This window comes from Capnocytophaga sp. ARDL2 (genome assembly GCF_041530365.1).
Classification (GTDB): Bacteria; Bacteroidota; Bacteroidia; order Flavobacteriales; family Flavobacteriaceae; genus Flavobacterium.
On sequence record NZ_CP168034.1, the window covers coordinates 965,465 to 988,651 of the forward strand.

21 protein-coding genes, 3 tRNA genes and 3 rRNA genes are annotated in these 23,187 nt (G+C 38.3%); 23 read left to right on the forward strand and 4 right to left on the reverse strand.

All coding sequences use genetic code 11. The features are described from left to right. Window positions 1–28: 28 nt before the first annotated feature. Together AB4865_RS04735 and bioB are read right to left on the reverse strand one after the other, a co-directional pair. Window positions 29–625 (reverse strand): DUF417 family protein, encoded by a 597-nt coding sequence (locus tag AB4865_RS04735; RefSeq protein WP_372474584.1) that lies wholly within the window; start codon window positions 623–625, stop codon window positions 29–31. 19 nt (window positions 626–644) lie between these two features. Next, entirely contained in the window at window positions 645–1,745 is a 1,101-nt protein-coding gene (gene bioB / locus AB4865_RS04740) for a biotin synthase BioB (RefSeq protein ID WP_372474585.1), read from the reverse strand. A 457-nt stretch (window positions 1,746–2,202) separates the two neighbouring features. On the opposite strand from bioB, the gene AB4865_RS04745 reads away from it, so the two are divergent. The 17 genes from AB4865_RS04745 (at window position 2,203) to AB4865_RS04825 (ending at window position 16,237) form a co-directional block, all read left to right on the forward strand. Then, the gene (locus AB4865_RS04745) at window positions 2,203–2,838 is read left to right on the forward strand and encodes a hypothetical protein (protein ID WP_372474586.1); all 636 of its coding nucleotides are present in this window, start codon (window positions 2,203–2,205) and stop codon (window positions 2,836–2,838) included. Window positions 2,839–2,935: 97 nt separating this feature from the next. After that, window positions 2,936–4,429: an Eco57I restriction-modification methylase domain-containing protein gene (locus AB4865_RS04750; protein WP_372474587.1), complete on the forward strand. Its 1,494-nt coding sequence runs from the start codon at window positions 2,936–2,938 to the stop codon at window positions 4,427–4,429. 279 nt (window positions 4,430–4,708) lie between these two features. Continuing rightward, on the forward strand, window positions 4,709–5,365 hold the full coding sequence (locus AB4865_RS04755; RefSeq protein WP_372474588.1) for a hypothetical protein: 657 nt from the start codon (window positions 4,709–4,711) through the stop codon (window positions 5,363–5,365). Window positions 5,366–5,498: 133 nt separating this feature from the next. Beyond that, the gene (locus AB4865_RS04760) at window positions 5,499–8,051 is read left to right on the forward strand and encodes a GIY-YIG nuclease family protein (protein ID WP_372474589.1); all 2,553 of its coding nucleotides are present in this window, start codon (window positions 5,499–5,501) and stop codon (window positions 8,049–8,051) included. A gap of 244 nt (window positions 8,052–8,295) precedes the next feature. Continuing rightward, window positions 8,296–9,174: a heme o synthase gene (gene cyoE, locus AB4865_RS04765; RefSeq protein ID WP_372474590.1), complete on the forward strand. Its 879-nt coding sequence runs from the start codon at window positions 8,296–8,298 to the stop codon at window positions 9,172–9,174. A gap of 257 nt (window positions 9,175–9,431) precedes the next feature. Beyond that, complete coding sequence (locus AB4865_RS04770) at window positions 9,432–10,016, forward strand: heme-copper oxidase subunit III (protein WP_372474591.1); 585 nt, start codon at window positions 9,432–9,434, stop codon at window positions 10,014–10,016. A 66-nt stretch (window positions 10,017–10,082) separates the two neighbouring features. Continuing rightward, on the forward strand, window positions 10,083–11,075 hold the full coding sequence (locus tag AB4865_RS04775) for a cytochrome c oxidase subunit 3 (RefSeq protein ID WP_372474883.1): 993 nt from the start codon (window positions 10,083–10,085) through the stop codon (window positions 11,073–11,075). A 24-nt stretch (window positions 11,076–11,099) separates the two neighbouring features. Continuing rightward, window positions 11,100–11,447: a cytochrome C oxidase subunit IV family protein gene (locus tag AB4865_RS04780; protein WP_372474592.1), complete on the forward strand. Its 348-nt coding sequence runs from the start codon at window positions 11,100–11,102 to the stop codon at window positions 11,445–11,447. Window positions 11,448–11,590: 143 nt separating this feature from the next. Beyond that, window positions 11,591–12,253 (forward strand): alpha/beta fold hydrolase, encoded by a 663-nt coding sequence (locus tag AB4865_RS04785; RefSeq protein WP_372474593.1) that lies wholly within the window; start codon window positions 11,591–11,593, stop codon window positions 12,251–12,253. 29 nt (window positions 12,254–12,282) lie between these two features. After that, window positions 12,283–12,735, forward strand: coding sequence for a transglycosylase SLT domain-containing protein (locus AB4865_RS04790; protein ID WP_372474594.1), 453 nt, complete (start codon window positions 12,283–12,285; stop codon window positions 12,733–12,735). Then, window positions 12,732–12,875 carry a hypothetical protein gene (locus AB4865_RS04795; protein ID WP_372474595.1) on the forward strand — a complete coding sequence of 48 codons (144 nt, stop codon included), beginning with the start codon at window positions 12,732–12,734 and terminating at the stop codon, window positions 12,873–12,875. Before AB4865_RS04790 ends, AB4865_RS04795 begins: the two co-directional genes overlap by 4 nt. Window positions 12,876–12,878: 3 nt before the next feature. Further along, complete coding sequence (locus AB4865_RS04800; protein WP_372474596.1) at window positions 12,879–13,055, forward strand: hypothetical protein; 177 nt, start codon at window positions 12,879–12,881, stop codon at window positions 13,053–13,055. Window positions 13,056–13,200: 145 nt separating this feature from the next. Further along, a complete protein-coding gene (locus AB4865_RS04805) occupies window positions 13,201–13,539 on the forward strand; it encodes a hypothetical protein (RefSeq protein ID WP_372474597.1) in 339 nt (112 codons plus the stop codon). Next, the gene (locus AB4865_RS04810; RefSeq protein ID WP_372474598.1) at window positions 13,514–13,876 is read left to right on the forward strand and encodes a uracil-DNA glycosylase; all 363 of its coding nucleotides are present in this window, start codon (window positions 13,514–13,516) and stop codon (window positions 13,874–13,876) included. Before AB4865_RS04805 ends, AB4865_RS04810 begins: the two co-directional genes overlap by 26 nt. Window positions 13,877–13,912: 36 nt before the next feature. Continuing rightward, window positions 13,913–14,299, forward strand: coding sequence for a hypothetical protein (locus AB4865_RS04815; protein ID WP_372474599.1), 387 nt, complete (start codon window positions 13,913–13,915; stop codon window positions 14,297–14,299). Further along, window positions 14,296–15,009 (forward strand): GIN domain-containing protein, encoded by a 714-nt coding sequence (locus AB4865_RS04820; protein ID WP_372474600.1) that lies wholly within the window; start codon window positions 14,296–14,298, stop codon window positions 15,007–15,009. Before AB4865_RS04815 ends, AB4865_RS04820 begins: the two co-directional genes overlap by 4 nt. 76 nt (window positions 15,010–15,085) lie before the next feature. After that, window positions 15,086–16,237: a 3-deoxy-D-manno-octulosonic acid transferase gene (locus AB4865_RS04825; RefSeq protein WP_372474601.1), complete on the forward strand. Its 1,152-nt coding sequence runs from the start codon at window positions 15,086–15,088 to the stop codon at window positions 16,235–16,237. Here AB4865_RS04825 and mnmD read toward each other — a convergent pair. Beyond that, on the reverse strand, window positions 16,227–16,901 hold the full coding sequence (mnmD, locus tag AB4865_RS04830) for a tRNA (5-methylaminomethyl-2-thiouridine)(34)-methyltransferase MnmD (RefSeq protein WP_372474602.1): 675 nt from the start codon (window positions 16,899–16,901) through the stop codon (window positions 16,227–16,229). The two genes, AB4865_RS04825 and mnmD, sit on opposite strands and share 11 nt — an antisense overlap. A 164-nt stretch (window positions 16,902–17,065) precedes the next feature. Further along, window positions 17,066–17,389 carry a hypothetical protein gene (locus AB4865_RS04835; RefSeq protein WP_372474603.1) on the reverse strand — a complete coding sequence of 108 codons (324 nt, stop codon included), beginning with the start codon at window positions 17,387–17,389 and terminating at the stop codon, window positions 17,066–17,068. A gap of 71 nt (window positions 17,390–17,460) precedes the next feature. Here AB4865_RS04835 and AB4865_RS04840 point away from each other — a divergent pair. The 6 genes from AB4865_RS04840 (at window position 17,461) to rrf (ending at window position 22,824) form a co-directional block, all read left to right on the forward strand. Next, window positions 17,461–17,535 (forward strand) — tRNA-Val (locus AB4865_RS04840). Between the two features lie 288 nt (window positions 17,536–17,823). Then, window positions 17,824–19,340: ribosomal RNA gene (locus AB4865_RS04845) — 16S ribosomal RNA — on the forward strand. A 67-nt stretch (window positions 19,341–19,407) separates the two neighbouring features. Then, window positions 19,408–19,481 (forward strand) — tRNA-Ile (locus AB4865_RS04850). Between the two features lie 78 nt (window positions 19,482–19,559). Next, a tRNA-Ala gene (locus AB4865_RS04855) sits at window positions 19,560–19,633 on the forward strand. Between the two features lie 111 nt (window positions 19,634–19,744). Further along, window positions 19,745–22,618: ribosomal RNA gene (locus tag AB4865_RS04860) — 23S ribosomal RNA — on the forward strand. Between the two features lie 94 nt (window positions 22,619–22,712). Next, window positions 22,713–22,824 (forward strand): 5S ribosomal RNA (gene rrf, locus AB4865_RS04865). Together the 16S, 23S and 5S rRNA genes with 3 tRNA genes alongside form the textbook arrangement of a ribosomal RNA operon. Window positions 22,825–23,187 lie beyond the last annotated feature (363 nt).

The following is a 23,187-nucleotide window of genomic DNA, read 5'->3' on the forward strand; positions in this document are numbered from 1 at the left end:
TAATTTGATTTTTTCACTATTCACCAAACTACTGCTTCTTTAACAATCTTTTTGCACAATCTACGGCTACAATCCATCCGCCTCCCATCATGATGATATCTTTTAGTACCAATCTTCCTGCTCCTGAAAGGTAAGGAAATCCATAATTTGGCGTAGGTAAATCTCCACCTAAATTGGGTACCCATGTTTCGGGAGTGGTAATTAAGAATGATAGAGTTACAATAGCCATGCCGAAAGTAAGGATTCCACCAATGAGTCCGATTTTTGGTGACCAAATTCCGGCTAATGTCAAGGTTCCTATGATACAAATCACTGCTCCTAATCCGTATGAAAATGGATACGTACCATTTTCTTTATGCCAGTCGATGTTTTTTTGCACCATTTTTCCTTCTGGGTTTTTGTGCAGGGTGTATTCTGCTACTTCTTTTCCGTTTTCGTTCAAGGCTGTTTTTCCTGAATTATTGTAGAAAAAATTCATAAACGGACTGTTAGTTACAAAGGGTACGATACCGTCTGCCTCGTATTGGAATACTTTTAACCCTCCAATCCATGCCATTACTATAAAGATGGCAATTCTTATGAAATTTAGGGCGTTTTTTTGTGTGTTTGCAATTGTTTCAATCATTGTTTATGTAAAAAATTAATTATACTATGGTTACCTTTCTTGGAGTAAAGTACTCGTCTTTTTCTTTTGCTTGAGCGGTTTTCCACTGTTGTTGTATTTCTTTCTCTTTCTTTTTCTTTTCTTCGATGATTGCATCTGGATTTGAAACAGGTTTATCGCCTTTTTGAAACGGTTGCGTAGGAATCAAACCTAAAATATCAAACATTTCTTTATCTTCGTTAAACTCTGGATTGGGCGTTGTCAATAATTTATCTCCTGCAAAAATTGAGCCAGCACCTGCCATAAAACACAAGGCTTGTGCTTCCAAATTCATTTTGCTACGACCTGCCGACAGTCTTACTACCGATTGAGGGAATACAATTCTCGTAGTCGCTACCATACGGATCAATTCCCATTGTTCGATTGGTTTTTGCTCTGCCAATGGTGTTCCTTCGACTGCTACTAAGGCATTGATTGGTATAGATTCAGGCGGATTCTCCATATTCATATAGCTCATCAACAAGCCGATACGGTCCTCTACGGCTTCTCCCATACCAATAATTCCCCCCGAGCAAACAGAAATTCCAGCTTTACGAGCATTTTCTATGGTATTTAAACGATCTTCGTATTCGCGAGTAGAAATTACATCTCCGTAAAATTCTGGCGAAGTATCCAAATTGTGGTTGTAGGCAAACAAACCTGCATTTTTCAATCTTCGTGCTTGTTCTTCGTTCATCATTCCCAAGGTACAGCAAACTTCCATATCGAGTTTGTTTACTTCTTGTACCATTTCGATTACTTTGTCAAAATCTCGGTTGTCGCGAACTTCTCTCCATGCTGCTCCCATACATAAACGAGATGAACCGTTGGCTTTGGCGTTTTTTGCCTGTTCTACTACCGATTCTACAGTCATTAATTTGTGAGGTTCTACCGTAGTGTGATAGCGAGCTGCTTGAGGGCAATAGCCACAATCTTCGGCACATCCCCCCGTTTTGATACTCAATAATGATGACATTTGTACCTCTCGCGGATTGTGGTATTGACGGTGTATAGTTGCAGCTTCAAAAATTAATTCCAACAAAGGTTTGTTGTACAATTCTAATAATTGCTCCTTGGTTGTATAATTAGGATTTACTTTCATAAACTATAGTGTTTATATTTTTTATGAAACGCAAAGATAATTGAAATAAATTAAAAGAGAAGATAAATTTTTGAGAAAAGGCAATTTGTTTTTCAGCATCTCACAACTCTTAAATTCAACTTTACATAAACTCAAAACTAAACTTTTAGAGAGTAATAAAAAGGCTATTTTTTTTAAAAAAAACTCTACTTGTAGCATTATCATTTATTTTATATATTTGTAACACTTTTTAAAACTACAAAAAAAAATGAAAGAAAATTTGTGTAATTTACTGATTTTTCGTATCTTTGATGAACTGATAGCGTTCAGCGTTCAGCGTTCAGCGTTCAGCGTTCAGCGTTCAGCGTTCAGCGTAATTTAATCATAAATTTTCGAAAATTTCAAATCCCTTTTGGAAAGGCTTTGCCTTTCCAAAAGGGATTTTTTGTGCCTTGTTCTCACCTAAAACTTGTGCATTATGAGTAGTCAGCAGGTGAAATCTAAACAAAGAGTGGCTGACCACGGCGAAGTCTTTACCAACGAACGCGAAGTAAAGGCAATGGTAGATTTGGTATGGGAAAACTTTACCAACGATGCACAGAAAATTGAAGCCACATTCCTCGAACCCGCTTGTGGTTCGGGTAACTTTCTCGTGGAAATACTCAACAGAAAACTCGCCTTTGTAAAAAAAGAAAAAAGCCGTATAGAATACGAAAAAAGCTTGATAAAAGCCGTGTGTTCTATCTATGGCGTAGAACTTTTGGAAGACAACGCCCAAGAATGCCGTGAGCGTTTGTTTCAACTCATCAAAAAAGCCTATCTCAAAAAATACCAAGACGAAGACCGATACCCCAAAATGCTCCAAAGCATGCAATACATTCTGCACACCAATATCATCTGCGGAAATGCTATGGACTATACCACCACAGATGGCGAAGCCATAGAATTTACCGATTGGAAACTACAATCCGATGGTATGGTCATCAGAAATTTCTTTGATTTCCGAAAACTCAATAATAAAAAAGGCGGTATGGAATCCCTTTTCAGCGAATTGATGAAACCCGACCCACCACCACCGATGCATTATTTAGAAATAGGTGTGACCGCACCGTAGGGGCAAATCGCAATTTGCCCAAAATAGCAAAATAATATTGCCATAAAAATGAAAAACAGGCGAATTTCAATTCGCCCCTACAAATAAAATAACCCTTATGAACACCACCCACAACCCCGATGTACTCTCGTGTTTGGCAAATCTCAGTAACGATGAGGTATTTACGCCGCCGCACATAGCCAATAAAATGTTGGACACGCTACCTGACACGCTTTGGAGCAATCCCAACGCAAAATTTTTAGACCCATTTTCAAAATCTGGCGTCTTCCTACGAGAGATAGCCAAGCGTTTGCTCAAAGGATTAAAAAACCAAATCCCCGATTTACAAACCCGTATCGATCATATAATGAAAGAGCAACTCTATGGCATAGGCATTACCGAGCTCACCGCCTTGCTCACCCGCCGTACGCTCTATTGCACCAAAACCGCCAATGGCGAGTATAGTGTAGCCAAAATATTTGATACCCCAGACGGCAACATCTATTTCAAAGAAACAGCCCACAGTTGGAAAAACGGCAAATGCACCTATTGCGGAGCCAGCGAAAACGAGTTAGGCGATGACCAACGCACAGGACTCTCACAACACGCCTACGCATTTATTCACAACAAAAACCCTTTTGAAAATATGAAATTTGATGTAATCATCGGAAATCCACCCTATCAGTTGAGTGATGGTGGTGCAGGAGCAAGTGCAAAACCAATTTATCATAAATTTATAGAACAAGCAAAGAAATTAGAGCCTAATTATTTGAGTATGATTGTCCCGAGCCGTTGGTTTGCTGGAGGGAAAGGTTTAGATATTTTTAGAGAAAATATGCTGAATGATAACAGATTAAAAGAAATTCACGATTTTCCAAATGCTTCTGATGTTTTCCCTGGGGTTGAAATAAAAGGTGGAGTTAATTATTTTTTATGGGAAAATAAATACAAAGGGGATTGTTTGATAAAAACTTATGAAGAAGGACAGATAATTTCTGAAATGAAAAGACCTTTAAAAGAAGAAGGAATGGATATTTTTATCAGAAATAATGAAGGAATTTCTATTTTGAGAAAAGTTCTATCATTTAAAGAAGATTCTTTTTCAAATATTATAAGTTCAAGAAAACCTTTCGGATTAGCAACAACTGTCAAAGGGAAATTAACACCTTATGATAAAGAAGATAATGTGTTTTTATTTCAAACTAAGGGAACGGCTTATTATAAAAGAAGTGAAATCACATTAAATCAGTCTTGGATTGATGCTCATAAAATATTTGTCCCTAAAGCAATTGGTTCTGGAGAAATTGGAGAAGATAAAATTAATCCTATCTATGCAAAACCGAAATCTGCCTGTACAGAGACTTATTTGGTCATCGGTCCTTTCAGAGATAAACAAAGATGTGAAAATGTAATGTCGTATATAAATACCAAATTTTTTCATTTCATTTTTGGATTGAAGAAAATTACTCAAGATGCAACTAAAAAAGTTTATGAATTTGTTCCAATGCAAGATTTTTCAAAACCTTGGACAGACGCAGAGCTATACCAAAAGTATAACCTAACCGAAGAAGAAATCACTTATATAGAAAATAGGGTTAGACCAATGGAGTAAGTCCTACTGCAAAGCACTTTGTCAAAGTCTCAAAACTTTGACAAAGTACCAAAGGATAAAAAATACTATTGTCACCTGACAAAACCCAAAAACGAGTACCAAAAATCCAAAAAGCACTTGACGAAACGCAAAAATGAATGAAAAAAAACCAAAAAGCACCTGACAAAACCCAAAAACGAGTACCCAAAAACCAAAAAACACCTGACGAAATGCGAAAATGAGTAGAAGAAAACAAAAACAAGTAAAACCAAATCAATAATCATTTAAAATATATCAATTATGGCAAAAAGACTCTATTTCACCAACGAAGAAATACTTCAAAACAGCAAAGTATTGTTCGAAACATTAGAAAAACACCAGCAAATCGCTGAAAAATTACAAGACTACGGCTACGGCTCAGAAGAAATCCAAAAAGGAAAACAACTCTACGCCCAAGCAAGAAAAAGCTATACGACCAACAAGCAAGAAACAGAAGATGAAAAAATAGCCTATGCTACCTTCAAAGCCCTGATGGATACCGCTACAGAAGCCTATCGTACCCATCGAGGCAAAGCCAAACTCATCTTCAAAAACAACCCTACAGCACAGATCAGTCTGGCACTCAAAGGAAGCCCAGCCGTAGCCATATTGCTACTCATAGAGGAGATGTACAGCTTTTATACCAAGCTAAAAGCAGACACCAACCTCCTCACCCCACTGGCAAGACTAAAAATCGCAACAGACGATGTAGAAAAACAACTCAGCAATATCGCTCAAATACGCGATGCCTATGCCAACTATTCGCAAGAAAAAAACGAAAACCAACAAGCCACCAAAGACAAAAACAAAGCCTTTGACGCCCTCCAAGAGTGGATGAGAGACCTATACGGCTACGCCAAATACGCCCTCGAAGAAGAAGAACAATTCTTGCAAATATTTGGAAAAATCATCCGATAAGGCCCCTCCCTTAGTCAATACCGAAACAATACCTAATGAAAAGTCATTAGGTATTGTTTCGGTATTGCAAATCTGGCTCTTTTCATCAAAGGAAAAGAACCAAGAGAAAACCAAGAGAAAAAAAAGTTAGTTTATGTTTAAAACCAAAAATACGCCCAAAATCTACGCCTACACCGATACTCGTTTTCCGGGGTATATCAAGGTGGGCTATACTACCAAAGACACAGCCGAGCAACGAGTAAGGCAGCAAATGGAAAATGTGAAATTGCCCAAACAATCGTGGGAAATTATCTTGGAAGAAATCGCCATTAGAGAAGATGGCTCTTTCTTTACCGATGGTGCTGTGCATCGCCAACTTCAAAAAATGGGCATCATCAACAAAAAAGAAGAAGGCGAATGGTTTCAATGTACGCTCAACGAGGTAAAAGCTGCTATCCTTGCCGAAAAAAGACAAGAATTCAACAAAGAAAAACGCTCCTTGGACTTCGGTATGCGACCAGAACAACAGGAAGCTGTAACCAAAACCGCCAAATATTTCCGCTCTTTTGAAAAGGAAAAAGGCATCATTCCGCACTTTCTTTGGAATGCCAAAATGCGTTTTGGAAAAACCTTTGCCAGTTATCAGTTGGCTCTGGAAATGGGTTGGACAAAAATCTTGGTACTCACCTTCAAACCTGCCGTACTTTCGGCTTGGCGTGAAGACCTTTTGAGTCATATAGACTTTAAAAATTGGCAATTTGTTTCCAAAAAAGAAGAGGATATTTCCGAAGATGAAATCAATCACAATCAGCCTTTTGTGTATTTTGCTTCCTTGCAAGATGTTTTGGGTAGGGACAAAAAATCGGGCGGTATCAAAATTTCTAACGAATGGGTGCATAACACCGATTGGGATTGCGTAATCTTTGACGAATACCACTTTGGAGCATGGCAAGACAACACCAAAGACCTTTTTGACGCCAAAAAAAACAAGGAGGAAAAAGAAGAATACGAACAAACCTTGAAAGAACAAAAAGAGATAGAAACAGAAAACGATGGCAAAGCATTGGATTTTCAGTTTGAAGAAGATGAATTGCCTATCACCACCAAGCATTATCTCTACCTTTCGGGTACGCCATTCCGTGCCATTGCCAATGGTGAATTTATTGAAGAACAAATATTTAACTGGACTTATACCGACGAGCAAAAAGCCAAAACTGAATGGAACGAGAAAAACGGAGCCAATCCTTATGCTTCGTTGCCAAGATTGGTCATGCTCACTTATCAGTTGCCCGAAGATATACGAAATATTGCCCTAAAAGGCGAGTTCAACGAGTTTGATTTGAATGAATTTTTCTCAACCACAGACACAGGCAAAAATGCAACATTCAAATACGAAGAAGAAGTGCAAAATTGGTTGGAATTTGTGCGTGGTCAGTACAAAGAAAAAAACGAAGATGCCCTAAAAGACCCTAAAAACAAAGCACCAATGCCCTTTAAAGATGTGCGATTGAAAGATGCTTTGCAACATTCGTTTTGGTTTTTGCCCAATGTAGCTTCGTGTTTTGCAATGGCTAATTTGCTAAAAAAAGCTACCAACAAGTTTTTCCACGATTACGAAGTGGTAGTCTGTGCCGGTACTCAAGCAGGAATAGGTGTAGAAGCCCTAAAACCTCTTGAAGCCGCTATGACGCGTGAGCCACTCAAGACCAAAACCATTACATTGTCGTGCGGAAAACTGACGACGGGTGTTTCTGTAAAACCTTGGACTGGAATTTTTATATTGAGAAATACCCAAAGTCCTGAGACTTATTTTCAAACCGTATTTCGAGTGCAAACTCCGTGGGTGCTGAAAAATCCAGATAAAAACAGCCCCAATCGTGAAGAAATCATCAAACACGAATGTTATGTCTTTGACTTTGCCCCAAATAGAGCGTTGAGTCAGATTGTATCGTATAGCAACAGACTTAATGTAGATTCAAATGAAAGCCCAGAGAAAAAAGTAGCCGATTTGTTGAGTTTCTTGCCAGTATTGTCGTACGATGGCAGTGTGATGAAGGAAATCAATGCATCGGAATTGTTGGACATTGCCACGAGCGGAACTACGGGAACGCTTTTGGCTCGTAGGTGGGAATCTGCCTTGTTGGTGAATGTAGATAACATCACTTTGCAACGACTTTTAAACAACGAAGAAGCGATGAAAGCCCTGATGAGTATAGAAGGATTTCGTTCGCTGAATCAAGACATTGAGTCGATAGTTAATAAATCGGAAGAAATCAAGCAAACCAAAAAAGAAGCGGCTGAAAAAGACGAAGAATTGAGCAAAACCGAGAAAAAAGAACTCACCGACAAAGAAAAAGAGGTAAAGAGTATGCGAAAGCAAATTCAAGAAAAACTCATCAAATTTGCCACGAGACTACCTGTTTTCATGTATCTATCTGAGTTAAGAGAGCATACCCTAAAAGATGTGATTCAGTACATTGAACCTGAATTATTCAAAAAAGTAACGGGACTTTCCATTGAAGATTTTTCGTTGTTGGAAAGTTTGGGCGTATTCAACGGTGAACTGATGAACGATGCAGTTTTCAAATTCAAACGCTACGAAGATTCCAGCCTTGAATACACGGGTATCAATAAACATAGCGAAGATGCCTACATCGGTGGTTATGACACCGTTACCCAAAATAGAGTGATCGGAGCGGTGGAGTAGATTAACTATTTTCAACCCTCTGCCAAAGTTTTACCAATAAAACTTTGGCGGAGGGTTTTTGTTTTTTTGATTATCGTATGGGTACAATAGAATATATTATAGAGGAGTAATAAGAAGAGGCTGTTCAAATAAATGTACAGCCTTTGTTTTTTTATTATATGTATTCTTTCTTCAAAACTTCAAACCTCAAACATTTTAAACTTCAAACAAAAAAACTATCTTTGCAAATTGAAAAAACAACAAAATGGCATTGACACCACTATTTACAGAATTCAAAACCATAACCAAGGCTCGTTTGGCAATGAGTGTAGTGTTTTCTACATTGGCGGGCTATATGTTGGCAATCGACAGTTGGTCGGATTTGGATTATAAAATCATATTATTGGCAATCGGAGGGTATTGTATGGTAGGAGCATCGAATGCTTTCAATCAAATCATCGAAAAAGATACCGATTTGTTGATGAAACGCACCGCGAATAGACCAATAGCAGCAGGACGAGTTTCCAAACAACAAGCCTTTGCTTTGGCGTCGCTACTCACGATAGCAGGTATAGTGATTTTGTACATCATCAGTCCCAAAACAGCAATGTTTGGTGCAATATCGATTTTTTTATATACGAGTGTTTACACACCATTAAAACCCATCACCCCTTTGTCGGTATTTGTTGGAGCCTTTCCTGGAGCCATTCCGTTTATGTTGGGGTGGGTAGCTCATACCAACGAATTTGGAATCGAAGCGGGGACATTGTTTTTGATACAATTTTTCTGGCAGTTTCCACATTTTTGGGCGTTGGGTTGGTTTTTACATGACGATTATCAAAAAGGAGGATTTGCTATGTTGCCCTCGGGTAAAAAAGATAAAAAGACTTCGATGCAAATCATTATGTACACTTTTTGGTTGATATTGGTGTCGATTATACCTTATTTTGGAGTAACAGGTCAGTTGAAATTGAGTTTGGTTGCAACAATTTTGGTATTTGTAAGTGGGTTATGGATGTTGTGGGCAGCTTTTCAATTGCACAAAACACAAACGGATAACGCAGCGAGAAGTTTGATGTTGGTGAGTGTAACATACATCAGTTTGATACAAATACTATTTGTAGTGGATAAATTTTTAAGATAGTAAAATGGAATCATCTATTCGTTTTTTTACGCTGATGAGAATAGATTTTTTTTGATTTTCTTTCTTTTAATTCGATTATCACAGATATTTTTTTGATTTATTAAAAAAATAATCAACGCAATCAATATATCTGCACATAAAGTTAGCGAAACGATGGTTAAATAAAAAATCTGCGTTAAACCCACTTCGTTCCGATAATTATTGGGATTCGAGCCAAGGGAAATGCGAGAAAAATAAATAAAAAAATATAATAAAAAATGGAACAAATAACTTTAACAGAAGAACAACAAAGGAGTAACAAGGCAAAAAAGACCATGTTGTACTTGGCAATGGCGAGTTTTACAATGATGTTTGCCGGATTGACCAGTGCGTATGTGGTGAGTGAAAGTCGTCCGGATTGGTTGAGAGATTTTACATTGCCATCGGCATTTACGATTTCTACAGTAATCATTTTATTGTCGAGTGTTTCGTTTCATTTGGCATTGAAAGCTATTAAAAATAATGAACGCTCAAAGACCACTTCGTTATTGTTGGTAACATTGGCATTGGGAATCGCCTTTATCGTATGTCAATTTGTAGGCTTTGGACAGATTATCGATCAGGGATATTACTTTACAGGAAGTGAAAGTACCATTACGACCTCTTTCCTATATGTAGTAGTAATTGTACACATCGGACACTTGATTGGAGGTTTGATAGCATTGTTAACAGTAATTTATAACCATTTCAAACAGAAATATTTCAAAGGTCAAACGTTTGGAATTGAGTTAGCTACGATTTTTTGGCATTTCTTAGATTTCTTATGGTTGTATCTGTTTTTGTTTTTTACATTTTATAAATAAGAAAATACTTTTTGAAAAGCGAAAAAAGTATTAATTTTGAAAACTTTTTTAACATTAAATCTTTATATGGGAGCGACAGTTAACACAGCAGCGACTAAAGAACAAGTATGGAGTGGAGGAGAAGACATCCAACCATTAGGAGCAAGTTATGGAAAGATGATGATGTGGTTTTTCATCTTATCAGATTCTTTAACATTTGCAGGATTTCTTGCAGCGTATGGTTTCACGAGATTCAAATTTATGGATTCATGGCCAATTGCTGATGAGGTATTCAACCACTTTCCATTCCTACACGGAGTAGAAGCTCCGATGTACTATGTTGCATTGATGACTTTTATTTTGATTTTCTCTTCAGTAACAATGGTATTGGCAGTAGATGCTGGACACCAAATGAAGCAGAAAAAAGTAGCTACTTACTTATTTTTGACAATTGTAGGTGGTTTTGTATTCTTAGGTTCACAAGCGTGGGAGTGGAAAAACTTCATCAACGGAACTTACGGAGCAATCGAAACTAAAGGTGGAGAAATTTTACAATTCGTTGACAAAGACGGAAAGCGTGTAGCTTTGGCAGACTTTGCTGATACTACCGTTGCAAGAGAAGATCTACAGTTTTCTCGTAGCCGTGGTACTTGGTTTATGAGTGGAGATGCTCAGACATCTGTATCTTTGGAGCAAGTAAAAGCTGGATTGGAAAAAAATCAAGACATCTTGGTTCGTACACAATTTACAAACCCTGAAAACAAACACGAAAAAATCGTTTTATCTCGTGAGGAATCATTAAACAGAATCAATGATTTCAACATTGTAGTAGAAGGTGCAAACCTTGTACGCAACGAATACGGACATAAAACATTTGGAGATTTGTTCTTCTTTATCACAGGTTTCCACGGATTCCACGTTACAGCTGGGGTGATTTTGAATATCATCATCTTCTTCAATGTGTTGTTGGGAACTTACGAAAAGAGACGCTCTTATGAAATGGTAGAAAAAGTAGGATTGTACTGGCACTTTGTAGATTTGGTATGGGTGTTTGTATTTACATTCTTCTATTTGGTATAATTATAATAAAATATTTTTAGTAAAATGGGAGCACACGCATCTAATACAAAAAGAATTTGGCAGGTATTTGCTTACCTGTCTATATTGACAATCATCGAAGTTGTTTTAGGTATCTTCAAACCAGATTCATTATTCCACAATGGAGTATTTGGTTTGTCTTTCCTAAACTGGATTTTCATCTTGATGACTATATGGAAAGCCTACTACATCATGTGGGCATTTATGCACCTTGAAGGTGAAAAAGCATCTTTTAGATGGTCTATCGTAGCACCAATGTTCTTCTTGATTATTTACATCACTTGTTTGGTGTTGATCGAAGGAGATTATGTGTATGAAGTATTCCAACACAGCACAATGAAATGGATATTCTAATTGAATTTCATTCATACTTATTAAAATTACAATTCAACTTGGCTTAAAGGTTTCACAATTTGTGAAGCCTTTTTGTTTTGATTATATTTGTAGGAGGAAAAAAAGATAGAATTGTGGGTCAGAAAAGTAAGAATGAGAAAAAAATGATGAAACAAAAAATCTATTGCATACCTGGGTTGGGAGCCAAAGCTCAAATTTTTGATTATTTACAACTTGATGAAAACAAATATGAATTAGTAAAAATAGACTGGATAGAGCCCAAAAAAGACGAACCTTTAGAAAAATATATTCAACGATTGATTCAGCCTATTCAAGAGGAACAGCCTATTTTGATGGGCGTTTCTTTTGGTGGAATTGTTGTACAGGAAATTGCTAAGCAATTGCCGTGTAAAAAAGTTTTTGTAGTGTCGAGTATTAAATCAAAAGAAGAGTTTCCCAATGCATTGAGATACATTTATCAATGGAATTTATACAAAGCCTTTCCATCCAATTATTTAAAAACTATGATGGATTGGGCAGATAAATATTTGTTTGTCGATGCTGCGAAAAAGAAAGTGAAATTGTATAGAAAATATTTGGTCAAATTGAGTCCGTATTATTTCGATTGGAGTATTCGTCAAGCGTTGGAATGGGAAGGACAACCGAGCGATGCAAATGTGGTGCATATTCATGGAACGGATGATCATATTTTTCCCTCGAAATATATTTGTGAAAATGTTCGCCTAATTCAAGGTGGCACTCACGCTATGATTTTGACACATGCTCGAGAATTGACAAAAATTGTTGAACAAGAGTTAGAAAAATAAATATAAATTGCAAAATGAAAAAGAAATAATTGATTGACTTTGTTGCATTGGGAATGATGACTTTGCAAACTATTCCTTTGCATGGAAATAATTTGCCTACAATTGAAACGAATATCGAAAAAGATATTTATGATTTTTGTGACGAACAAGTACCTATGCACAATTTTGAAGTTCGAGAAAGATTAGACCGCGAGTTGGTAGTAAATACGAATTTACATTCAGCCACTACTTTGATTATAAAAAGAGCACACAAGGTTTTTCCGATTATAGAGCCTATATTAAAAAAGAACAACATTCCCGATGATTTTAAATATTTGTGTGTGATAGAAAGTGCTTTGACCAACGCCACTTCTTCGGCTGGTGCAAAAGGATATTGGCAATTTATGGCAAATACAGCTCGCGAATACAATTTAGAAATATCAGATACGATAGACGAACGAAATCATTTGGTAAATCTACTGAAGCCGCTTGTAAATTTTTGAGAAATGCGTACAATGAATTTGGCAATTGGACATTAGTAGCAGCTGTCTATAACAGAGGAATGGGTGGAATCGAAAAACAATTGGATTTGCAAGGAGTAACTTCTTATTACGATTTGTATTTAAACGAAGAAACTTCTTGATATGTGTTTAGGATATTGGCTTTGAAAACCATTATGCAATCTCCTGAAAAATATGGATATCATATTTCAAATTCTTCAAAATATTCAATGCCAAAAACCACAAAAGTAGTAGTAGATTCATCTATTGATGATTTGTGTCAATGGGCTAAAGAACAGAAAAATACTTATAAAATGGTTTGATATCTCAATCCATGGATTACAGATTCTCGATTGGTGGTAACGCCTGGGAAAATCTATCAAATTGAACTTTTGGCTGAATATTTTTTTTCAAAAATCCAAATTGTATTCCCACTAATATTTTCATTATTTTGCAAAAAAAGTAATTATGAATTTAAATCTAAATGTTTCTTGGTCGGAAAAATTGCAATCAGAATTTCAACAACCGTATTTTCTGCAATTGACAGATTTTTTAACCCAAGAATATCAAGATAAAAATACGCGTATTTTACCACCCAAAGAACAAATTTTCAATGCATTGAATGCCTGTGATTTTGAAGATATAAAAGTAGTGATTGTAGGTCAAGATCCCTATCCTACTTTGGGGCATGCCAATGGTTTAGCGTTTTCGCTCAATCCTCAAGTGTATCCTTTAGCAAAAAGTTTGGTCAATATTTTTAAAGAAGTGATGACCGATACTGGTGCAGAAGCTTCCCATAAATGGTGATTTGACACGCTGGGCAAATCAAGGAGTTTTGTTGCTAAACGATGTACTAACAGTAAGAGAAGGGCAGGCGGGAAGTCATACTCGCAAAGGTTGGGAATCGTTTACTCAACAAATTATTGAGATGATAAGTCGAGAGAAAAAGGGAGTAGTTTTTATGTTATGGGGAGGCAATGCTCATAAAAAAGAACAATGGATTGACGGTACAAATCATTTGATTTTGAAATCGGGACATCCATCACCATTGAGTGCCAATCAAGGAAAATGGTTTGGAAATAGACATTTTTCTCAAGCAAATGAATATTTAGTACAAAATGGAAAAACACCTATTAATTGGTAATGTTAAATTTTTAAACGGAAAAAGCCTTAGATACAAATGGGAACTTTAGTCATAAGTCAAAGAGAAAATGGAACCTATAAATATACTTACAATAATCGAAAGGGAAATGTGATTTTTACGAGTAATTCGCACCAACATAAAACACAATGTATGAGTGAAATCACTGTGTTGAAACGTAATTTTGACAGAATTGATTTTTTAAAGTACAAAACACCCTCAGGAAAAATGTATTTTCGTATTGTGGTCAACGAATTTGTTTTGGGCAGTAGTCGCAAGTTTACCACCCCTTTATTAATGGAAAAGGGGATGGACGATTTGAAGAAAAATTTTTTAAATTCTGAAGTACTCGATTTTACAGAAGATATTTTTGGTACAATTAATGAGTTAGAAACAGTAGAAGGATTAAAAACAGTAGCAATATGAAGAAAATAGTTTTAGCAATAATGCTCCTTTGTACTACAGTTTCTTTTGCACAAGAAAGAAAAGTAAAAGGAAATAAAAATGTTGTAACAAAAGAAAAAAAGGTTCAGAAATACAACAAAGTAATCCTGGGGGGAGGAATCGATTTGATGATAATGGCAAATAGTTTACAACCTGTTGTGAATATAACTGCCGATGCCAATTTGCACCAATTGTTTGACATTTCGGTAGCAGATGAAATTTTGACTATAAAATTAAAACCTGGATTTGTAATTGTAGATCAAACTGAAAATTTCAAGGTGTCTATTACCAATAAAGATTTGGATAAAATTTTAGTTTTGGGCAATTCTACTGTCGAATCTATGGGTATTTTGGAAACCAATGAACTTGAAATCGAAGTGATAGGAAATGGCGTTGTAAAAACTCAGGTGAAAACCGAAGATTTAAAAATTACGAATAAAGGAAATGCAGAGATAAAATTGTCAGGAAAAACCAACAGTGCATTTATTGAAAACAATGGAAATGGAGTCATCGATTTGTCGGAAGTACCGTCGTTTTTTACAGAGGTTTATCAATATGGAGATGGTGTGATTTATACCAATGCCATCAACGGATTGGACGGAAAACTTACTGGTTTAGGAACCATTTATTATCAAAATACCGAAATTCTCAATGTAGAAATTACAGGTTCGGGAAAATTAATTTCAAAATAAAATGAATGTACTCTATCAAATAAGTATTAGATTGTTTGCATTTTTAGTGCCAGTGACACAGTTTTTTAGCAAAAAAATGAAATTGTTTGTCAAAGGTCGTGAGCAAACATTTGAGTTATTGCAGCAAAAAATCCAAAAAGGACAGTCGTATATATGGATACACACGGCGTCTTTGGGCGAATTTGAACAAGGAGTACCACTGATAGAAGCATGGAAAAAGAAAAATCCAAATCATCAAGTGGTTTGGACTTTTTTTTCGCCTTCGGGTTATGAAATACGAAAAAATCATCACTTGGCAGATATTGCTGTCTATTTACCTTTGGATATACCAGGAAATGTACGACGATATTTAGATTGTGTGCAACCTGAAAAAGTTTTTTTTGTAAAATATGAGTTTTGGCGCAACTATTTGAAAGAATTGCAAAAGAGAAAAATTCCTACCTATTTGATTTCGGGTATTTTTCGTGAAGATCAATTGTTTTTTAAATGGTATGGTGGTTTTTATCGAAAAATTTTATCAGCATTTACACATTTTTTTGTGCAAAATAGTCAATCTAAAGAATTGTTGAATAGTATTGGTAAACAGAATGTTACTATTCATGGGGACACAAGATTTGACCGAGTATTGTCATTTGCGAAACAAGTAGAATCCAAAGCTGAAATTGAGCAATTTATTGATGGTAAAAAAGTTATTGTTGTAGGGAGTTCGTGGATTGATGATGAAGAACAGTATTTACCATACCTCAATGCATCGAAAAATGTTAAGTGGATTATTGCTCCGCACGACATCAAGGAAGATAAGATAGCCAAACTACAACAAGCAATACAATTGAAATCAATCCGATACACTGAGCGAGTAGGGGTGGACTTGAAAGATTTTCAGGTGTTGATTATAGACACCATTGGGCAGTTGTTTTCGATTTATCCCTACGCAACTGTTTCGTATGTCGGCGGAGGTTTCAAAACAGGTTTGCACAATATATTAGAAACCGCAGTATTTGGAACTCCAATAGTTATTGGATCGAACTATAGTAAATTTCAAGAAGCCAAAGATTTGGTGGCATTGGGTGGTTGTATTTCAGTGGAAAATGCCGAACAAATGCACAAAGTTTTTGATGAATTGCTAAACGACGAGAATAAAAGACACGCAATTGAGAAAATCAACTTAGAATATGTAGCCAAAAACAGACATGCTACTCAAAAGGTAATGGAATATTTTACGGTTTGATAGCAATAGTCATTTCACGTTTGCCAGGGGGACCTGGCATTTTTTTTACAGTAAAACCAATAGATTTCAAAGTGCGATTAACTACACCTTTACTTGCGTACGTAACTAAAATACCGTCAGATTTTAAACAATGAAACATATTTTGAAGGATGGTTTCGCTCCACAATTCCGGTTGATAATTATAACCAAATACATCAAAGTAAATCAAATCATAGTGATCGTGAGGTAAAGATAAATTTTCAAACAATGAATAATTTTTATGCAAAGAAATATTTTTTGTCAATTGATGAGTTTCATCCCAAGTCAAGCGATGGATTTCTTCAAAAGAAAAATCAGGGAAATAAGAAAAGTAGTTGAGCGATAGAAATTCATTTTCAGTCAAAGGAAACCCCTCAACAGCGGTGTATTGAATCTCAAGATTCCGGAGTAAAGCTTCTTTATAGGTCAAACAAAAATTGAGACCAGTTCCAAATCCCATTTCTAAAATGTTGAGGGAAGGTTTATTTATTAAAAGCAAACCATTTTTGATATACACGTGAACAGCTTCTTGAACTGCACCAAAAATAGAGTGGTAGGTTTCACCCCAATTTTCAATAGAGATAGAAGAAGAGCCATCTTGAGTGGTTATGATACTGCGCTTCATCAAGTGTTTAGATTTGTACAAAGGTAGTGAAAATTGAATATTTTGAAAGAAAATAGTGCAGACTAATTTTAATAATTATGCTATTCCATACTTGCTACCAGTTTCGCTTAATAGGAGGTGATGTCATTTAGGTTTGATATAGTATCAAAAAAAATTTATCTGAAGGAAATTAAAGTTGCGTCTATTCATTTGTATACAGTTATTTTTATGTTTCTATTGTGTCCCATGTGGTTTAAAGAAATCTCTGTTTCTCCGTTGTAAAAAACGATACGCCCCGTATCAACTTCTGAGAAATTTTTAATGAGCGAAAGTTTTTTTAATCCGATAGATACATAGACTACATAGGTTATTTTATACGCAAAGGTCTCTGTTTCCTCCAAAAGCATAGCATCTCTGTTTTTTTGTTGTAAAAAGAAAAGAAACAGCGACAATCCGTGTAATTTACGAGAGAATTCACAAAGCGTATCGAAAGTATCCGTTGAAAACCAATTGTTTAAAAAATATTTCAAAATTTTTCTTCAAAACATTTGGAAGATAACAAAAACTTGTTCTATCTTTGCAATCCGTTCAAAGAGATAGGGGGCGATTAGCTCAGCTGGTTCAGAGCACCTCGTTTACACCGAGGGGGTCGGGGGTTCGAATCCCTCATCGCCCACGAAAGAAAAAAAAACTAAAAAAGTTTTGTGTTTTAGAAAAAACTTTCTACTTTTGCATCCGCTTTAGAAACGAAGCGTTTTATAGGTAGAGGGAGAAAAACTTTAACAAATTTTTTAACAAAATAAATTTTGGTAGTTTTAAAAATTCTTTCTACTTTTGCACTCGCTTTCTGAGAGGGGAGTGAAAGTAAAACAAGAGACGATCATAGAAAATATTTTATTGAATTAACAGCATACCTGAGAGAACAAGTAAAGTTGGGATAAAACATCATTAATATAAAAAATATACGATGAAGAGTTTGATCCTGGCTCAGGATGAACGCTAGCGGCAGGCCTAACACATGCAAGTCGAGGGGTAGAGCTACTTTAGTAGTTTGAGACCGGCGCACGGGTGCGTAACGCGTATGCAATCTACCTTATACAGAGGGATAGCCCAGAGAAATTTGGATTAATACCTCATAGTATATTTGAGTGGCATCATTTAGATATTAAAGATTTATCGGTATAAGATGAGCATGCGTCCCATTAGTTAGTTGGTGTGGTAACGGCATACCAAGACGATGATGGGTAGGGGTCCTGAGAGGGAGATCCCCCACACTGGTACTGAGACACGGACCAGACTCCTACGGGAGGCAGCAGTGAGGAATATTGGTCAATGGAGGCAACTCTGAACCAGCCATGCCGCGTGCAGGAAGAATGTCCTATGGATTGTAAACTGCTTTTGTACGGGAAGAAAACGTGCTATGTATAGCAAACTGACGGTACCGTAAGAATAAGGATCGGCTAACTCCGTGCCAGCAGCCGCGGTAATACGGAGGATCCGAGCGTTATCCGGAATCATTGGGTTTAAAGGGTCCGTAGGCGGGATTATAAGTCAGTGGTGAAAGTTTGCAGCTTAACTGTAAAATTGCCATTGATACTGTAGTTCTTGAATTTTTGTGAAGTAACTAGAATATGTAGTGTAGCGGTGAAATGCATAGATATTACATGGAATACCAATTGCGAAGGCAGGTTACTAACAAAGGATTGACGCTGATGGACGAAAGCGTGGGTAGCGAACAGGATTAGATACCCTGGTAGTCCACGCTGTAAACGATGGATACTAGCTGTTTGGTTTTCGGACTGAGTGGCTAAGCGAAAGTGATAAGTATCCCACCTGGGGAGTACGCACGCAAGTGTGAAACTCAAAGGAATTGACGGGGCCCGCACAAGCGGTGGAGCATGTGGTTTAATTCGATGATACGCGAGGAACCTTACCAGGGCTTAAATGTAGATTGACTTATTTGGAAACAGATATTTCTTCGGACAATTTACAAGGTGCTGCATGGTTGTCGTCAGCTCGTGCCGTGAGGTGTCAGGTTAAGTCCTATAACGAGCGCAACCCCTGTTGTTAGTTGCCAACGAGTGATGTCGGGAACTCTAGCAAGACTGCCGGTGTAAACCGTGAGGAAGGTGGGGATGACGTCAAATCATCACGGCCCTTACGTCCTGGGCCACACACGTGCTACAATGGCCGGTACAGAGAGCAGCCACTTGGTGACAAGGAGCGAATCTATAAAGCCGGTCACAGTTCGGATTGGAGTCTGCAACTCGACTCTATGAAGCTGGAATCGCTAGTAATCGGATATCAGCCATGATCCGGTGAATACGTTCCCGGGCCTTGTACACACCGCCCGTCAAGCCATGGAAGCTGGGGGTACCTGAAGTCGGTGACCGCAAGGAGCTGCCTAGGGTAAAACTGGTAACTGGGGCTAAGTCGTAACAAGGTAGCCGTACCGGAAGGTGCGGCTGGAACACCTCCTTTCTAGAGATGTCCGACTTTACCTCTCGCTGTTGGTTCAAATAAATGGATAAAATAGAAGGATATACAGAGTCTCGTAGCTCAGCTGGTTAGAGTACTACACTGATAATGTAGGGGTCGGCAGTTCGAGTCTGCCCGGGACTACTAGTATTAAATAGGAAATTCTAGAAGTTGAGCAGTTATGCGGTAGATAAGGCAAAACAAATAACTCGTAGAATGTATGGGGAATTAGCTCAGCTGGCTAGAGCGCCTGCCTTGCACGCAGGAGGTCAAGGGTTCGACTCCCTTATTCTCCACAAATCCGAGAGGAAGACAAGTTCATAGACATATTGGGAAAACACAAATAGATAGAAAAATAAAAAGCACGATTTTTTGTGATAGAGATATTACAAGAGATAAAAAGAGCACAATAAGCAAAATAAGGGCGTATGGGGGATGCCTAGGCTCTCAGAGGCGAAGAAGGACGTGATAAGCTGCGAAAAGCTACGGGTATTGGCACATACGATTAGATCCGTAGATATCCGAATGGGGCAACCCACTAGTTTGAAGAACTAGTATCCGATAGGAGGCGAACCCGCTGAACTGAAACATCTAAGTAGGCGGAGGAAAAGAAAACAAAAGTGATTCCGAGAGTAGTGGCGAGCGAAATCGGAAAAGCCCAAACCAAAGTTGTTTTGGCAATTTTGGGGTTGTAGGACCACGATATTTTAATCAAAGGGAACTAGAAGTATCTGGAAAGATACACCGTAGAGAGTGATAGTCTCGTATAGGTAAACGATGTATTAAATAGTGGTATCCTGAGTAGGGCGGGGCACGTGGAACCCTGTCTGAATCCACCGGGACCATCCGGTAAGGCTAAATACTCCTGAGAGACCGATAGTGAACCAGTACCGTGAGGGAAAGGTGAAAAAAACCGTGAATAACGGAGTGAAAAAGAACCTGAAACCATACGCTTACAAGCGGTCGGAGCCCATTAGTTGGGTGACGGCGTGCCTTTTGCATAATGAGCCTACGAGTTACCGTTGCTGGCGAGGTTAAGTGATTAAGTCACGCAGCCGAAGCGAAAGCGAGTCTGAATAGGGCGTTATAGTCAGTAATGGTAGACGCGAAACCGTGTGATCTACCCATGGGCAGGTTGAAGTTTGGGTAACACCAAATGAAGGGCCGAACCGTTTGACGTTGAAAAGTCTTCGGATGACCTGTGGGTAGGGGTGAAAGGCCAATCAAACTCGGAAATAGCTCGTACTCCCCGAAATGCATTTAGGTGCAGCGTTTATTATAGTTTATTAGAGGTAGAGCTACTGATTGGATGCGGGGGCTTCACCGCCTACCAATTCCTGACAAACTCCGAATGCTAATAAATGATTATAAACAGTGAGGGCATGGGTGCTAAGGTCCATGTCCGAGAGGGAAAGAACCCAGACCATCAGCTAAGGTCCCGAAATGTATGCTAAGTTGAACAAACGCGGTTTGACTGCCTAGACAGCTAGGATGTTGGCTTGGAAGCAGCCATTCATTTAAAGAGTGCGTAACAGCTCACTAGTCGAGCGGTCGAGCATGGATAATAAACGGGCATAAGTATACTACCGAAGCTATGGACAGATATACTGTGGTAGGGGAGCATTCTAAACTGGGTAGAAGAAGTACTGCGAGGTATTTTGGACTGTTTAGAAAAGAAAATGTAGGCATAAGTAACGATAATGCGGGCGAGAAACCCGCACACCGTAAGACCAAGGTTTCCTCAGCTATGCTAATCAGCTGAGGGTTAGTCGGGACCTAAGGCACACCCGAAGGGGGACGTCGATGGCCAACGGATTAATATTTCCGTACTTCTTATAGTTGTGATGGAGTGACGCAGTGGTGAAAGTACCGCGAACTGACGGAATAGTTCGTTAAAGGTCGTAGCTATAGACTTTATAGTAAAATGCGTAGAGTTTGGCGAAAACTGATAGTACTCGGAATCTACGGATGATGAGATAGTGTACCTAAAGGCTGCCAAGAAAAGCTTCTAAACATAGATTATAAGAACCCGTACCACAAACCGACACAGGTGGTCGAGGAGAGTATCCTCAGGTGCTCGAGAGATTCATGGCTAAGGAATTAGGCAAAATAGACCTGTAACTTCGGGAGAAAGGTCGCCAGCGCAAGCTGGCCGCAGTGAAAAGGTCCAGGCGACTGTTTATCAAAAACACAGGGCTCTGCAAAATCGAGAGATGAAGTATAGGGCCTGACACCTGCCCGGTGCTGGAAGGTTAAGAGGAGATGTTAGATTAATCGAAGCATTGAATTGAAGCCCCAGTAAACGGCGGCCGTAACTATAACGGTCCTAAGGTAGCGAAATTCCTTGTCGGGTAAGTTCCGACCTGCACGAATGGTGTAACGATCTGGACACTGTCTCAGCCATGAGCTCGGTGAAATTGTAGTATCGGTGAAGATGCCGATTACCCGCAGTGGGACGAAAAGACCCTGTGCACCTTTACTATAGCTTAGTATTGTTCTTGGATAAGTGATGTGTAGGATAGGTGGGAGACTATGAACTGGGTTCGCCAGGATTCAGGGAGTCATTGTTGAAATACCACCCTTTGCTTATCTGAGGACTAACTCTTTTTTTAGAGAGGACATTGCTTGGTGGGTAGTTTGACTGGGGTGGTCGCCTCCAAAAGAGTAACGGAGGCTTCTAAAGGTTCCCTCAGCACGCTTGGTAACCGTGCGTAGAGTGCAATGGCAAAAGGGAGCTTGACTGCGAGACTTACAAGTCGAACAGGTACGAAAGTAGAGCATAGTGATCCGGTGGTTCCGTATGGAAGGGCCATCGCTCAAAGGATAAAAGGTACGCCGGGGATAACAGGCTGATCTCCCCCAAGAGCTCACATCGACGGGGGGGTTTGGCACCTCGATGTCGGCTCGTCACATCCTGGGGCTGGAGAAGGTCCCAAGGGTTGGGCTGTTCGCCCATTAAAGTGGCACGCGAGCTGGGTTCAGAACGTCGTGAGACAGTTCGGTCTCTATCTACTGCGGGCGTTAGAAATTTGCGTGGATCTGATTCTAGTACGAGAGGACCGAATTGGACTAACCTCTGGTGTATCAGTTGTGCCGCCAGGTGCATTGCTGAGTAGCTACGTTGGGAAGGGATAAGTGCTGAAAGCATATAAGTACGAAACCCACCACAAGATGAGATTTCTTTAGAAGGGTCGTTGGAGATGACAACGTTGATAGGCTATAGATGTAAAGGCAGTAATGTCAAAGTCGAGTAGTACTAATCACCCGTAAGCTTATGTGCTCTAAGAGTTGCTTTTATAAAGTATCAATAGAAGTGTTTTACAATATGTACGATATTCCTGCTAAATTAGATAATATAAATTAGCAGAACCGATTTAAGGTGGTTATAGCGTTGGGGCTCACCTCTTCCCATTCCGAACAGAGAAGTTAAGTCCAATAGCGCAGATGGTACTGCGTCATAGCGTGGGAGAGTATGTCGCCGCCTTTTTTTATAAAAATCCGTTTCTTATGAAACGGATTTTTTTTACGCTAAGATGCGGAGCAGTTCGCGAGCTCGGGTCGCCGCCTTTTTTATAAAAAAAAATTTGATTCAGACGAATCAGGATTTTTTGTTTAAAGTCTATGGCGTTTATGCACTTCGTGCGATTTGAGTTGTTTAAGTTTTCGGATGTTTATAGTCATACATCTGTTTTTAGTACTTCTTTCGTTCTTTAATAGTCTATAAAGTGCATTATTCAATAAATACATATTGAAATAATGTTTCTTTATACAAATGTTCTACATCTTCTATCGTAGTACAAACTATATATAGTAATCAATTTAAACTATTATTTTTAGCTCAAATTTGTTA

Coding starts and splice junctions, on each gene's coding strand:
- AB4865_RS04735 (WP_372474584.1), bottom strand. CDS start 625: ATGATTGAAACAATTGCAAACACACAAAAAAACGCCCTAAATTTCATA.
- AB4865_RS04780 (WP_372474592.1), top strand. CDS start 11,100: ATGGGAGCACACGCATCTAATACAAAAAGAATTTGGCAGGTATTTGCT.
- AB4865_RS04815 (WP_372474599.1), top strand. CDS start 13,913: ATGGGAACTTTAGTCATAAGTCAAAGAGAAAATGGAACCTATAAATAT.
- AB4865_RS04745 (WP_372474586.1), top strand. CDS start 2,203: ATGAGTAGTCAGCAGGTGAAATCTAAACAAAGAGTGGCTGACCACGGC.
- bioB (WP_372474585.1), bottom strand. CDS start 1,745: ATGAAAGTAAATCCTAATTATACAACCAAGGAGCAATTATTAGAATTG.
- AB4865_RS04755 (WP_372474588.1), top strand. CDS start 4,709: ATGGCAAAAAGACTCTATTTCACCAACGAAGAAATACTTCAAAACAGC.
- AB4865_RS04770 (WP_372474591.1), top strand. CDS start 9,432: ATGGAACAAATAACTTTAACAGAAGAACAACAAAGGAGTAACAAGGCA.
- AB4865_RS04785 (WP_372474593.1), top strand. CDS start 11,591: ATGATGAAACAAAAAATCTATTGCATACCTGGGTTGGGAGCCAAAGCT.
- AB4865_RS04750 (WP_372474587.1), top strand. CDS start 2,936: ATGAACACCACCCACAACCCCGATGTACTCTCGTGTTTGGCAAATCTC.
- cyoE (WP_372474590.1), top strand. CDS start 8,296: ATGGCATTGACACCACTATTTACAGAATTCAAAACCATAACCAAGGCT.
- AB4865_RS04775 (WP_372474883.1), top strand. CDS start 10,083: ATGGGAGCGACAGTTAACACAGCAGCGACTAAAGAACAAGTATGGAGT.
- AB4865_RS04825 (WP_372474601.1), top strand. CDS start 15,086: ATGAAATTGTTTGTCAAAGGTCGTGAGCAAACATTTGAGTTATTGCAG.
- AB4865_RS04760 (WP_372474589.1), top strand. CDS start 5,499: ATGTTTAAAACCAAAAATACGCCCAAAATCTACGCCTACACCGATACT.
- AB4865_RS04805 (WP_372474597.1), top strand. CDS start 13,201: ATGAATTTAAATCTAAATGTTTCTTGGTCGGAAAAATTGCAATCAGAA.
- AB4865_RS04820 (WP_372474600.1), top strand. CDS start 14,296: ATGAAGAAAATAGTTTTAGCAATAATGCTCCTTTGTACTACAGTTTCT.